The sequence below is a fragment of the Streptococcus sp. HMSC065E03 genome (assembly GCF_001815045.1).
GTDB classification, from domain to species: Bacteria; Bacillota; Bacilli; order Lactobacillales; family Streptococcaceae; genus Streptococcus; species Streptococcus parasanguinis_AD.
This window is the reverse complement of sequence record NZ_KV818847.1, coordinates 152,538-164,891: the sequence shown is the minus strand read 5'-3', so window position 1 is coordinate 164,891 and position 12,354 is coordinate 152,538. Positions and strand designations below refer to the sequence as shown.

13 protein-coding genes are annotated in these 12,354 nt (G+C 42.5%); 3 read left to right on the top strand and 10 right to left on the bottom strand.

What is annotated here, in order from left to right:
* Positions 1-49 precede the first annotated feature (49 nt).
* From HMPREF3002_RS03775 to HMPREF3002_RS03740, 8 genes are all read right to left on the bottom strand, one after another.
* Entirely contained in the window at positions 50-1,006 is a 957-nt protein-coding gene (locus tag HMPREF3002_RS03775) for an ABC transporter permease (RefSeq protein WP_070665321.1), read from the bottom strand.
* Positions 1,006-2,067 carry an ABC transporter permease gene (locus tag HMPREF3002_RS03770; protein ID WP_003007621.1) on the bottom strand — a complete coding sequence of 354 codons (1,062 nt, stop codon included), beginning with the start codon at positions 2,065-2,067 and terminating at the stop codon, positions 1,006-1,008. Before HMPREF3002_RS03770 ends, HMPREF3002_RS03775 begins: the two co-directional genes overlap by 1 nt.
* Entirely contained in the window at positions 2,060-3,595 is a 1,536-nt protein-coding gene (locus HMPREF3002_RS03765) for an ABC transporter ATP-binding protein (protein ID WP_070665320.1), read from the bottom strand. Before HMPREF3002_RS03765 ends, HMPREF3002_RS03770 begins: the two co-directional genes overlap by 8 nt.
* A 128-nt stretch (positions 3,596-3,723) precedes the next feature.
* Positions 3,724-4,785 (bottom strand): BMP family lipoprotein, encoded by a 1,062-nt coding sequence (locus tag HMPREF3002_RS03760; protein ID WP_003001669.1) that lies wholly within the window; start codon positions 4,783-4,785, stop codon positions 3,724-3,726.
* A gap of 75 nt (positions 4,786-4,860) precedes the next feature.
* A complete protein-coding gene (locus HMPREF3002_RS03755) occupies positions 4,861-5,250 on the bottom strand; it encodes a cytidine deaminase (protein WP_003007631.1) in 390 nt (129 codons plus the stop codon).
* Positions 5,237-5,899: a deoxyribose-phosphate aldolase gene (deoC, locus tag HMPREF3002_RS03750; RefSeq protein ID WP_021153359.1), complete on the bottom strand. Its 663-nt coding sequence runs from the start codon at positions 5,897-5,899 to the stop codon at positions 5,237-5,239. Before deoC ends, HMPREF3002_RS03755 begins: the two co-directional genes overlap by 14 nt.
* 17 nt (positions 5,900-5,916) lie before the next feature.
* Positions 5,917-7,194, bottom strand: a complete 1,278-nt coding sequence (locus tag HMPREF3002_RS03745) for a pyrimidine-nucleoside phosphorylase (protein WP_070665319.1) — start codon at positions 7,192-7,194, stop codon at positions 5,917-5,919.
* Positions 7,191-7,784, bottom strand: a complete 594-nt coding sequence (locus HMPREF3002_RS03740) for a class I SAM-dependent methyltransferase (RefSeq protein ID WP_037599331.1) — start codon at positions 7,782-7,784, stop codon at positions 7,191-7,193. The genes HMPREF3002_RS03745 and HMPREF3002_RS03740 overlap by 4 nt, the downstream gene beginning before the upstream one ends.
* A gap of 90 nt (positions 7,785-7,874) precedes the next feature.
* Between HMPREF3002_RS03740 and coaA the strand changes: the two genes are divergently transcribed.
* The 3 genes from coaA (at position 7,875) to HMPREF3002_RS03725 (ending at position 9,716) form a co-directional block, all read left to right on the top strand.
* Positions 7,875-8,795 carry a type I pantothenate kinase gene (gene coaA / locus HMPREF3002_RS03735; RefSeq protein ID WP_023918311.1) on the top strand — a complete coding sequence of 307 codons (921 nt, stop codon included), beginning with the start codon at positions 7,875-7,877 and terminating at the stop codon, positions 8,793-8,795.
* A 96-nt stretch (positions 8,796-8,891) separates the two neighbouring features.
* Positions 8,892-9,140 carry a 30S ribosomal protein S20 gene (gene rpsT / locus HMPREF3002_RS03730; protein WP_003007640.1) on the top strand — a complete coding sequence of 83 codons (249 nt, stop codon included), beginning with the start codon at positions 8,892-8,894 and terminating at the stop codon, positions 9,138-9,140.
* Positions 9,141-9,206: 66 nt separating this feature from the next.
* A complete protein-coding gene (locus HMPREF3002_RS03725; protein WP_023918313.1) occupies positions 9,207-9,716 on the top strand; it encodes a DNA topology modulation protein in 510 nt (169 codons plus the stop codon).
* 31 nt (positions 9,717-9,747) lie between these two features.
* Here HMPREF3002_RS03725 and ldcB read toward each other — a convergent pair whose 3' ends face one another.
* Together ldcB and HMPREF3002_RS03715 are read right to left on the bottom strand one after the other, a co-directional pair.
* Positions 9,748-10,527, bottom strand: coding sequence for an LD-carboxypeptidase LdcB/DacB (ldcB, locus tag HMPREF3002_RS03720; protein WP_070665318.1), 780 nt, complete (start codon positions 10,525-10,527; stop codon positions 9,748-9,750).
* A gap of 10 nt (positions 10,528-10,537) precedes the next feature.
* Positions 10,538-12,322 (bottom strand): TcaA second domain-containing protein, encoded by a 1,785-nt coding sequence (locus HMPREF3002_RS03715; protein WP_176745562.1) that lies wholly within the window; start codon positions 12,320-12,322, stop codon positions 10,538-10,540.
* Positions 12,323-12,354: the final 32 nt, after the last annotated feature.

Genomic DNA, 12,354 nt, shown 5'->3' with positions numbered 1-12,354 from the left:
CAAAAACAATTGAGAGGCTAGGACTTTTGTCCCAACCTCTCTCTGTGCATTATTTCGATTTAATGTAGTTAACACCATCTGCTTTTGGCGCAACTGCTTGTCCGAAGAAGGCTGCCAAGACAACCATGGTCAAGACATAAGGCGCAATTTGCAAGTAGATGGGTGGGATACCTTTAAGCAAAGGCAATTGATTCCCGATAACAGCCAAACTTTGTGAAGCTCCAAAGAAGAGACTAGCAAGCATGGCCCCGATTGGGTTCCATTTCCCGAAAATCATAGCCGCAAGGGCGATGAAACCAGGACCAACAATAGTAGTCACCGCAAAGTTAACGGAAATAGATTGAGCGTATATGGCTCCTCCAATACCAGCTAGGGCACCTGAGATCATCACTCCTAAGTAGCGCATTTTATAAACATTGATTCCCAATGTATCTGCTGCTTGTGGGTGTTCCCCAACTGAACGAAGACGCAATCCAAATTTTGTCTTGAACATGATGAACCAAGCAAAGAATGAGAAGAGAATCGCAACCCAGCCGATGATGCTGGCATTGTTGAAGAAAATATCCCCAATTACCGGAATTTTAGATAAGACCGGAATGGATGTTTTCCCGAAGGCAACTTTGATATTATCAGTTTGTCCCTTGTTATACATCGCTTTAACAAGGAAGACCGCCAATGGAGGTGCCATCAAGTTCAATACCGTACCTGAGACGATATGGTCAGCACGGAAATGAATGGTTGCCACCGCGTGAATCAAGGAGAAGAGTACTCCAATCCCTGCAGCAACGATCAAGGACAACCATGGTGTCAAACTTCCTAAGGCAGGCTCAAAAGTCAAGTTAAAGATAATTCCTGAGAAGGCTCCCATAACCATGATTCCTTCCAGACCAACGTTAACAACCCCAGCGTGTTCTGAGTATGCTCCTCCGATACTTGTGAAGATCAGCGGCGCTGCATACACAATCATAGAGGAAACAAGAATACTTAAAATCGTTACAATACTCATTAGTTTGCTCCTCCTTTTTTAGCTGAACGCATCGAGATCATCTTTTCAATAATGTAGTGAGCACATACGAAGAAGATAATGGATGCTGTTACAATTTGAACGACTTCTTCAGGGATGGCAGCTGGCTTCATACCAACTCCTCCAATTTGAAGTGCTCCAAACAAGAAGGCAGCAAATGGAATACCAATTGGTGAATTCATTGCAAGAAGGGCAACGGCCATTCCGTTAAATCCAACACTCATCGAGCTGGTTTGAACGTAGACATTTGAGTAAATACCCAGACCTTCTGCTACCCCACCGATACCAGCAAGAGCACCAGAAATGATCATAGAAAGGATAATGGTCCGTTTTGCAGACATCCCAGCATATTCCGCCGCATTCGCATTGAGACCAACGGCACGGATTTCAAACCCAAGTGTTGTTTTCTTCATCAAGAACCAGATGACCACCACTGCGATGATGGCAAAGAAGATCCCGATGTTCATTTGTGATTTGTCCGTCAAATTACGCAGCCACTCTGTCTGGTAGACAGCGTTAGCTCCCACATCAATGGTTGAGTCCTTGTTTTTCATCAAGGAAGCTGGGAAGCTATGGATCAAGGCATTCCCACCATAGAGAACAATGTAGTTCATCATAATGGTGATGATGACCTCACTGGTTCCGAGATAGGCACGAAGGAAACCAGGAATCGCTCCAATAAATCCACCTGCGATAGCCGCAATCAAAACAGTCATCGGAATCATCAGTAAGCGAGGCATATTTGGGAAAGAAAGGGCAAACCAAGTCGCCATGATCCATCCTGCAAAAGCCTGACCTGGAAGTCCAACGTTAAAGAAGCCGGCCCGGCTGGCTACTGAAAATCCAAGAGCAACTAAAATCAGTGGCCCCATGGCACGGGAAATATTTCCCCAACTCTTAATCGAACCAAAGGCTTTCTTAAACAGCAATTCATATCCCCAAAGGGCATCATAGCTGAAGGCCCACATAATAATGGCACCCAAGACCAATCCTAAAAGGACAGACACCAATGGAACGGCAATTTGTTTTAAATTCTTATTCATTTGATGCTCCCTCCTTTACTTGTCCTCCTGCCATGAGGATTCCAAGCTCTTGCTTATTCGTTGTTTCAGGGGTTACGATCCCTTGGATCTTCCCATCATGAATAACTGCAATACGGTCAGAAACATTCAAAATTTCATCTAATTCAAAGCTGACAACCAGAACGGCTTTTCCATTATCCCGTTCTTGAATCAAACGTTTGTGGATATATTCAATCGCTCCAACGTCCAAACCACGAGTTGGCTGGCTGACGATCAAGAGATCTGGATCGCGATCGATTTCCCGCGCGATAATGGCTTTTTGCTGGTTTCCTCCAGAGAGAGCCTTAGCTGGTACCACTTCACTAGCTGCACGAACATCAAACTCTTCCATGAGCTTCTTGGCATAAGAGGTAATATTTGGATAATTCAAAATACCATTCTTGCTAAGAGGTTCTTTGTAGTAAGTTTGAAGAGCCATGTTTTCAGAGATCATCATATCAAGGACCAAACCATCCCGGTGACGGTCTTCAGGGACGTGCCCTACCTTCATTTCTGTGATTTGACGTGGACGTAGTCCTACAACATCCTTGCCTTTAATCTTAATTGAACCGGATTTTACCTTCCGTAGACCTGTAATCGCTTGGATCAACTCAGACTGACCATTTCCATCAATCCCTGCGATCCCAACGACTTCACCAGCACGAAGTTCCAGTGACAAATTCTTAACAGCTGGGACACCACGGTTTTCGTTTACAACCAAGTTTTCGATCGACAAGACCACTTCTTTCGGTTGAGAAGGACCTTTTTCAGTCTTAAAGGAAACAGAACGGCCGACCATCATTTCGGCCAAGTCTTGGTTAGTAGCTCCACCAATCTCGACTGTCTCAATCGATTTACCACGGCGAATAACCGTTACGCGGTCTGAAACAGCACGGATTTCATCCAACTTGTGCGTAATCAAGATAATGGATTTTCCTTCATTCGACAAGTTCTTCATGATTGTCATCAATTCTTCGATTTCAGCTGGTGTCAACACTGCAGTTGGTTCATCGAAGATCAGGATGTCGGCTCCACGATAAAGCGTCTTTAAGATTTCCACACGTTGCTGCGCACCAACGGAAATATCCTCAACTTTAGCATGTGGATCTACTGCCAAGCCATATTTTTTAGACAAATCAAGGATATCTTGGCTGGCTTTTTTAAGGTCCAAAACACCATGTTTAGTGGTTTCAGAACCAAGGATGATATTTTCAACAACAGTGAAGGCTTCAACCAACATAAAGTGTTGGTGCACCATTCCAATTCCTAAAGAAGCTGCTTTTGAAGGTGAGTCTAGGTTAACAGTTTTTCCATTTACCACGATGTCTCCGCTTGTTGGTTCCAACAAACCAGCCAGCATATTCATCAGGGTAGATTTCCCTGCACCATTTTCTCCAAGAAGTGCATGGATTTCACCTTTGCGCAACTGAAGATTAATCTTATCATTTGCTACAAAGTCACCAAATTTTTTGGTAATCTCACGCATTTCGATGACATATTCATGTGTCATGTGGGTGTTTTCCTTTCAAAATTTTTTATTTCAATAAAATCTGCTAGAGAACTAACAGATTTTATTGAGACAAAAATGTCTCACTTTAAAAGAAACGGCCCTTAAAGGGAGGGCCGCCCAATCAAATATTATTTTTCAGGAACTTTAAGAGATCCATCAAGGATTTTAGCTTTGGCATCTTCGACAGCTTTTTTAGCATCTGCAGAAAGGTTGTCAGTTGTCAAATCAACTCCACCATCTTTCAAGCTATAAGTAATCACTTTACCGCCAGGGAATTTACCGTCAGCAGCTTTCTTAGCCAAGTCTTTTACAGATTCTCCGACTTTCTTCAAGCTTGAAGCCAAGACAAAGTTAGATTTTTTACCATCTTTAGAAGTGTATTCACCTTCAGCTTTTTGGTCACGGTCCACACCAAGAACCCAAACTTTTTCGTCTTCATTTTTCTTCTCGTTCAAGTCTTTTGCTTCAGAGAAGACACCTGCTCCAGTACCACCAGCTACTTGATAGATAACGTCAGCACCTGCAGCGTATTGTGCAGCAGCAATTGTTTTACCTTTAGCAGCGTCACCGAATGAACCAGCGTAGTCTACTTGAACTTTGATAGATGGGTCAACAGATTTAACACCAGCTTCAAATCCAGCGCGGAAACGAGTGATAACTTCACTTTCCATACCACCTACAAAACCAACTTGTTTAGTTTTTGTAGTTTTCGCAGCAGCGATACCAGCAAGGTAACCAGCTTCGTTGTCGGCAAAGACAGCAGATGCTACGTTCTTTTTACCTTCAATACGGTCGTCAATGATAACAAAGTTTGTTTCTTCGTTGTCAGAAGCCGCTTTTTCTACTGCATCACGCAAGGCAAAACCAACACCAAAGATCAATTTGTAGTCGTTAGAAACAGCTTCATCAAGGTTTGTCGCATATTGAGATTCATCTGTTGATTGGAAGTAGTCAAATCCGTTCCCTTTAGAAAGACCGTTTTCTTTCCCCCAAGCTTGCAAACCTTCCCAAGCAGATTGGTTGAATGATTTGTCATCCACACCACCAGTATCGGTAACGATAGCAGCTTTCAAATCAGTTTTTGATTCTGAGTTTGCGCTATCTTTTTTAGACGCACGATTTCCACATGCTGCAAGTCCGATAGCAGCGACAGTTACTAGACCAAGGCCTAGCCATTGTTTCTTGTTCATTACTGAACCTCCTAAATTATTGTGCAACATTGTTGCGAAGTATTGAAAGGGTCAAAAGACCGCCTCACAGAACTATTAAGTCAGGTCTGTAAAGGAATATGGAAGTAATTCCTTGACCGTCATCACGACCGTCGATTTATCTTTAGATACTAAGGTTACAGGAAGGTCTGGCTCAAAAAATTCAGCCATGACCTGGCGACAAGCACCACATGGAGAGATGGGCTTTTCTGTTTGCCCGTAGATAATGAGCTCTTGAAACTCACGAGCTCCTTCAGAAACAGCTTTAAAAATGGCTGTCCGTTCTCCACAGTTGGTCAAACCAAAACTGGCATTTTCGATATTGACACCTGTATAGATTTCTCCATCCTTCGTTAGCAGTACAGCTCCAATTGGGAAATGAGAGTAAGGCACATAGGCTTGTTGACTCACTTCAACTGCTAAGTCAATCAACTCAGTAGTCGCCATGAGCCACCTTACCTTCCATGATGGCTACACCAGAGGAAGTTCCGATACGGGTCGCACCAGCTTCGATAAATGCAAGAGCATCTTCATAAGAGCGAGCTCCACCAGAAGCCTTAACACCCATGTCTGGTCCAACTGTTTGACGCATTAAGGCTACATCTTCTACCGTCGCTCCTCCAGTTGAGAAACCAGTTGAAGTCTTCACAAAGTCAGCTCCAGCTGACTTAGCAATCTGACAAGCAACGATCTTTTCATCGTCTGTTAAGAGACACGTCTCAATGATGACTTTGACCAGCTTATCACCGCTTGCTTCGACAACAGCTTGGATATCTTCTTCAACTAGTGCTAAATTCTTAGACTTCAAAGCACCGATATTAATGACCATGTCAATTTCATCGGCACCATTTTGAATAGCATTTTTTGTTTCACACGCTTTGACAAAAGGGGTATTTGCTCCCAAAGGAAAACCAATGACGGTACAAACTTTTACATCTGAATCGCGCAAGCCCTCAGCTGCAAAATTCACCCATGTCGGATTCACACAGACACTCGCAAAATCATATGCCTTAGCTTCTTCGATCAATTTTTCGATCTGTTCTTGTTGCGCATCTGGTTTTAAAAGAGTGTGATCGATATATTTATTTAACTTCATACAATCTCCTGAGCTACTTAAGATATTATTTCAATAATTTCTTTAACGCTTTCAGCCCCTTCTAGTATTTTAACATTTTTTTTGAATTCTGTAACGCTTTCTTGTGAATTTTTTTCATTCACGAAAATACGAGCAATGCGTTCCCCTTGTTTAACCTGCTCTCCCACTTTTTTGTCAAATACAATCCCTGTTTCATAATCAAGCGGATCCGATTTGACAGCACGACCAGCACCAAGTCGCATGGCTAACAGGCCAAATTCCATGGCAGGTAAAGCCGCAATGACGCCATCTTGATCTGCTGTTACTTCAAGGACCTGTTCTACTTTGACGGGACGATGCAAATCCTCTAAGTCTCCACCTTGTGCCACGACCATTTCTTCAAACTTGGCTAAGGCTTGTCCATTGCTCAAGTGTTCATGAATGGCTCCAATTGATTGATCTACATTGGCCAATTTCAACATGATTTGTGCTAATTCACAAATAAACTCTGTTACATCAGCACGCCCCTGTCCTTTTAGAATATCCAAGGCTTCCAAAATCTCTAAACGATTGCCAATACTGGTTCCCAAAGGTTGGCTCATATCTGTAATAACAGCGATTGTCTTGCGCCCTACGGCATTACCGAGATCCACCATGGTACGAGCTAGTTCACGCGCCTCTTCAATGGTCTTCATAAAGGCCCCTTCTCCAACGGTGACATCGAGAAGGATGGCATCTGCTCCAGCAGCAATTTTCTTACTCATGACGGAGCTAGCAATCAAAGGAATGGTATCCACTGTCGCCGTCACGTCCCGAAGAGCATACAAGAGTTTATCTGCTTTCACAAGTTGATCAGATTGACCAATAACCGATAAGCCGATCTCCTGTACCTGCTGGATAAATTCCTCTTGAGTCCGCTCAATTTGGAATCCTTTAATCGATTCCAATTTATCGATGGTTCCACCCGTGTGGCCTAAGCCACGACCGCTCATTTTAGCAACTGGTACTCCGAAACTTGCAACCAGAGGCACCAAGACCAAGGTCACCTTGTCTCCCACACCACCAGTTGAATGTTTGTCCACCTTGATTCCTGGAATAGCTGACAGATCAAACTGTTGCCCCGTTTGGACCATCTTCATGGTCATATGAGAAATTTCTTCCGTCGTCATCCCTTTAAAATAAACGGCCATAGCAAAAGCAGACATTTGATAATCTGGTACTGTTCCAGCCACATAGCCCTCAATCAGCCATTCAATTTCTTCCTTGTTTAAGGCAAGACCATCTCTTTTTTTCTGAATGATATCTACTGCTCTCATGATTCTTTCTCACTTCTTAAAATATAATAGCCTTTGTCTTTTTTTACGGTCTCACAATTGCCAAACGTCTCTTCCATCTTGGCCTTAGCGCTCGGAGCTCCTTGTTTTTTCTGAATGACAATGGTCAAATCTCCACCTGGTTTCAAATGTTCAAAACTACCAGTGATCACTTGGTGAACCACTTTCTTACCAGCTCGGATCGGCGGATTACTGATCACATGGTCAAAAAACCCTTCTACTGCTTCATAGACATCCGAAGAAAAGATCTGAGCTTCCACGCCATTTCGGCTGGCATTTTTCTTAGCCAAGTCCAGTGCCCGCTCATTGACATCGACCATGGTCACTGCAACTCCCTGGGCTTTAGCTAGAGAGAGGCCGATTGGTCCATAGCCACAGCCAACATCAAGGACACTTTCTCCTTCTTGAAAATCCAGGGTTGATAAGAGCACCTGACTTCCATAGTCAATCATTTTTTTACTAAAGACGCCGGCGTCCGTATAGAAATTCATCTTTTGCCCCAATAAAACAACAGCCAGATCATGAATATCATGGGCTGCATCTGGGTTTACATCGAAATACATTTTACTCATAAGGTTATTTTATCATAATTCACTCCTTTTTTAAATCGTTTACATGACCTCTAAAAATTGGTATACTAAAGACTACAATAGGAGTGACATATGGACAAAGAATTTCTACATTTTGAAAAAATTAATCGGGAAACGTGGCAAAATTTGCACCGCAAAACCACCCCACCTCTCTCTCAAACAGAGCTCAATTCTATTAAAAGTTTTAACGACCGCATCAACCTCCAGGATGTACGTGACGTCTACCTGCCTTTGACAAACCTGATTGGAATCTACAAGCGTTCCAAAGAAGATTTGGCCTTCTCAAAAGGTATTTTTCTTCAAAAAACGAGTGAACGCCAACCCTTTATCATTGGAGTTTCAGGGAGTGTTGCTGTTGGGAAATCGACCACTAGCCGTCTCCTTCAAATCCTGCTGTCACGAACCTTCGAAGGCTCGACAGTAGAATTGGTGACAACAGATGGCTTCCTCTATCCAAATGCTATCTTAAAAGAACAAGAGATCCTCAATCGAAAAGGATTTCCAGAAAGCTATGATATGGAATTGCTCCTTGATTTTCTTAATCAAATCAAAAACAACAAGAGCGTAGAAATCCCTGTCTATTCCCACGAAATATACGATATTGTTCCAGATGAGAAGCAAACCATTTTACCAGCTGATTTTGTCATTGTAGAAGGGATCAATGTCTTTCAAAATCCGCAAAATGACAGTCTCTATATGACCGATTTCTTTGATTTTTCGATCTATGTGGATGCCGCGGTCAACGATATCGAATCTTGGTATATCGATCGCTTCCAAAAACTCCTTGCATTAGCTCAGAATGATCCCAATAACTACTACTATCGATTTACAGAGCAACCCCTAGAAGAAGTTTTAAGCATGGCCCATCAGGTCTGGGAATCCATTAATTTAGTCAACTTGCAACATTACATCCAACCAACCAGAAATCGAGCTGATCTGATTCTCCATAAGGCAACCAACCATGAAATTGACGAAATTTATCTCAAACGCTAGAGAAAATGGCCTGTTAACGGTACTTTTTTAAGGAAAAGCTATTTTAGGCTTGTCAAATCTTAACTTTTCATATATAATGAGATAGTTAGATTATCAATGGAGGTGAATAACTTGGCAAACATTAAATCAGCTATCAAACGCGCTGAATTGAACGTTAAACAAAACGAAAAAAACTCAGCTCAAAAATCAGCTATGCGTACTGCAATCAAAGCTTTTGAAGCAAACCCATCTGAAGAACTTTACCGCGCTGCTAGCTCAGCTATCGATAAAGCAGAAACTAAAGGTTTGATCCACAAGAACAAAGCTAGCCGTGATAAAGCACGTCTTGCAGCGAAACTTGGTTAATCAAGAACAGCATAAAAATCAAGCTCTCCGGAGCTTTTTTTGTGCCTAAATTTTTGAGAGGTGCTTATGAAAATCGTTATTATCGGCTATTCTGGATCTGGAAAATCTACCTTGGCTGAAAACTTAGCTCGCTACTACTCCATTCCCAAGCTCCATATGGACACCCTTCAATTTCAACCGGGCTGGATAGACAGTGACCGGGATTGGATGGAGAAAGAGATGAGACAGTTTCTCAGCGATCATAGAGACTGGGTCATTGATGGCAATTACTCTTGGTGCTGCTATGAGGAAAGAATGGAGCAAGCGGACCAGATTATCTTTCTCAACTTCTCTCGTTGGAACTGCCTCTTTAGAGGCTGGAAACGATACCGCCGTTATAAAGGCCGAGTCCGTGAGAGTATGGCGGCAGGTTGCCCCGAACGCTTTGACTGGGAATTCATCCGTTGGATCCTTTGGGACGGTCGAACTAAGAAGGCCAAAGAAAGGTATCGAAATATCCGTTCTACCTATCCCGATAAATTCATCTCTCTCAAGAATCAAAAAGAGCTAGATGCATTTCTAAAAACAATACAATAAAAAAGGTTGGGATTAAAATCCCAGCCTTTTCTTATTTATCAACGTAATCTCCGCCGGTGAAGCCATAGTATTCTTCCAGACTCAAGCCTGAATCAGCGATATCTTGTGCTTCTTTTCCGATATAGCGGAGATGCCAGCTTTCTGGCATGTAGCCTGTTACTTTTTCTTTTCCTTCTTGGTATCGAACCACAAAGCCATATTTAGCAGCATTCTTGAGCAACCACTTACTTGGTCCAGGTTCAGTTACCAAATTAGCACTGGTATCGATCAAATCAAAGGCCAAACCAGTTTGGTGTTCACTATAGCCCGGTCTTGCGGAATAACGATCTGCGGCTTCTTGACCATCTTGATTGACATAGTTTTGATAGAGTCCAACTTGGGTATCGTAGCTACGAAAACCACTATATTGGTCACTGATCGGATAACCTTCTGCCTGCATAGCTGCAATCAATTCATGAAGGGCTGAAACAGCTTCAGGATCTTCCCCTGGGTTAAAGTCAGGTGACAAGGGATAATGTTTGTTGGCGATCATGACCTCACCATATTTCCCTTTGACACTATAGTAGGAACCATTATAGCTGACACCAGAATCCACTTTCACATCTGACTTACCAGCTTTTGACGACTCTTCTTTGCCAGTTTCTTTTGACGTATCCTTTGCAGAAGACGTTCCTTTGGAAGACTTAGTCTGCGTTTGTTTAGTTTCTTCTCTTGCAGAAGATTTAGAACTAGTGGATTGAGATTGGGAGCAAGCTGTCAAGGTTAACAAGGCAACTGTCACCAAAGTTAATTTGGAAAATCTTGCTTTCATGAGGAATCTCCTATGATTCTTTTGTTACGACAATATCCGTAATCACATAACTTGCACCTACTTTTTTCAAAGTGTAGGTCTTGTACTTGCGGTTTTGTGAATCTGGATGGCTATCGGTATAATGCACGGTAAAGTCTTCATAAGTCTTGATCGTCACCACACCATTTTCTTCAGTGACACTTTGAATGTCCAATGCTCCTGGAGTATAGTAGTCAATTTTAGCCTTTCGAACACCATCACCAGTTGTGAATTCAACCATGTCCTTGTACGCTTGACTTTGTGTGTCATAGTATTTAGAGTAGGTGTTGTTTCGGTTTGAAACGGAGCTAAAGACTGCGTCGCGGTACTCTTTCAAGAACTCTTCTGCCAAGGTCCGATTTTGTTCTTCTTTGGCTGCTTGCGCTTTCTTAGCATCTTGTGCACTCTTGATGCGTTTTAGGGTATCTTTGGCTAGTTTGAGTTCGATCGGATCGTTCTCACCCTCTTCAATCGTCACCTTAGCCTTCTCAGTTGTATAGGTTTCCCCATTCATGTTGAAGACAGCATGCACTTCAATTTCTTGATAAGGGATGCTATCTACCTCAAAGGTCGTGCTGGTTCCGACTTCTTTGCCGTTAACCACAACCTTCACATCTGTTGGGTTTTCAACTTCATCTGGAAACTCAACTTCTAAATTGCGTTTTTCAGAATTCAACTGCAATTCTAAGTTATTCTTGGTTGCTTTTTTAGGATTGAGATGGATCTTAGAAGTAACATTTCCGACCTCTGTTTTAGCAGTCAATCCCATTTCTTTTGTATTGTAATGGAAAGAACCAAGGTCTGTCACTGCATCTTTCTTCAAGGTCACCGTTTTATTGGCAGCCACTTTAAGTTTGGCTTGATCCAAATTAGTCTTGACCTTCACTTGCACTGGATAGCTAGCCACACGATATTCTTGGAAGATTCCAAATTTCTTGTCCGCCTTTTCCAAACCAAAGATCTTGTTTCCAGATTTATCCGTATAGCTGCCTTCTCCACCATTATCGATGATCTTGTTCAACTCTGTACCGATATCAATCCCTTGATCTTCCATGCTGGTAATAAAGCTTTCGGCTTCATCCTTTGTCCATTTATCGTTATCGGTTGAAAGCAGATCTGCTGCTTCGCGATAATCCTTGGTGTCCACTGCCTTAATAAATTTATCTGCAGTCACTTCGACACGCGTTGTTGACTGGAAGTAAAAGAAGGCTGCTACCAAAGCGATCACAAGGACTGCAATAGCAGAAATAATCCCAATTTTCTTCTTGGAAAGTTTCTTTTCACCCTTCGTTTTAGGGGCCTTTTGTTTTTTCTGAGCTGGGCCTGCTTCTGTAACATTTGGACCAGCAAAGACCTGCGTTTGCTCAGCGGCAAGTGGAGCCGTATACTCTTGAGTTTGCTGTTGAGGGACATATTCCTGTGTTTCTTCAGTTGCATCTGGGGTTACAAATTCTGCTTCAGGCACAGGTCCTACAAAAAACTCAAAGTTTTGACTTTTAGCCGCGGTAAATTCTTCTGCACTTGGCTTGCGCCCATAGGTTTCTTCAAAATGTTGCAACCAAGCCTGACGAGCTGCTAGAAGAGGATCGACATTCTTCACTTCTTCAACTGGTTCAAGCACCGGTTCCTCTACAGGAGCTACTTCTTCTGGAGCATTGCCTGCGATAGACTGAATTTGTTTTAAATCAAATCCACAGGCTTTCCCAGCCATAAACTCTTCTGGTGACGGTTTGCGACCAATCACTTTTTCAAATAATTCAACCCATTTCTTTTGCATGGATCTCTTCTCCCTCATTATAAAATAGGGAA

What these genes read in the sequence shown, in the direction of transcription:
- HMPREF3002_RS03765 (WP_070665320.1), bottom strand. Translation starts at nt 3,595, where the DNA reads ATGACACATGAATATGTCATCGAAATGCGTGAGATTACCAAAAAATTT.
- HMPREF3002_RS03745 (WP_070665319.1), bottom strand. Translation starts at nt 7,194, where the DNA reads ATGAGAGCAGTAGATATCATTCAGAAAAAAAGAGATGGTCTTGCCTTA.
- coaA (WP_023918311.1), top strand. Translation starts at nt 7,875, where the DNA reads ATGGACAAAGAATTTCTACATTTTGAAAAAATTAATCGGGAAACGTGG.
- HMPREF3002_RS03770 (WP_003007621.1), bottom strand. Translation starts at nt 2,067, where the DNA reads ATGAATAAGAATTTAAAACAAATTGCCGTTCCATTGGTGTCTGTCCTT.
- HMPREF3002_RS03755 (WP_003007631.1), bottom strand. Translation starts at nt 5,250, where the DNA reads ATGGCGACTACTGAGTTGATTGACTTAGCAGTTGAAGTGAGTCAACAA.
- HMPREF3002_RS03715 (WP_176745562.1), bottom strand. Translation starts at nt 12,322, where the DNA reads ATGCAAAAGAAATGGGTTGAATTATTTGAAAAAGTGATTGGTCGCAAA.
- rpsT (WP_003007640.1), top strand. Translation starts at nt 8,892, where the DNA reads ATGGAGGTGAATAACTTGGCAAACATTAAATCAGCTATCAAACGCGCT.
- deoC (WP_021153359.1), bottom strand. Translation starts at nt 5,899, where the DNA reads ATGAAGTTAAATAAATATATCGATCACACTCTTTTAAAACCAGATGCG.
- HMPREF3002_RS03740 (WP_037599331.1), bottom strand. Translation starts at nt 7,784, where the DNA reads ATGAGTAAAATGTATTTCGATGTAAACCCAGATGCAGCCCATGATATT.
- HMPREF3002_RS03760 (WP_003001669.1), bottom strand. Translation starts at nt 4,785, where the DNA reads ATGAACAAGAAACAATGGCTAGGCCTTGGTCTAGTAACTGTCGCTGCT.
- HMPREF3002_RS03775 (WP_070665321.1), bottom strand. Translation starts at nt 1,006, where the DNA reads ATGAGTATTGTAACGATTTTAAGTATTCTTGTTTCCTCTATGATTGTG.
- HMPREF3002_RS03725 (WP_023918313.1), top strand. Translation starts at nt 9,207, where the DNA reads ATGAAAATCGTTATTATCGGCTATTCTGGATCTGGAAAATCTACCTTG.
- ldcB (WP_070665318.1), bottom strand. Translation starts at nt 10,527, where the DNA reads ATGAAAGCAAGATTTTCCAAATTAACTTTGGTGACAGTTGCCTTGTTA.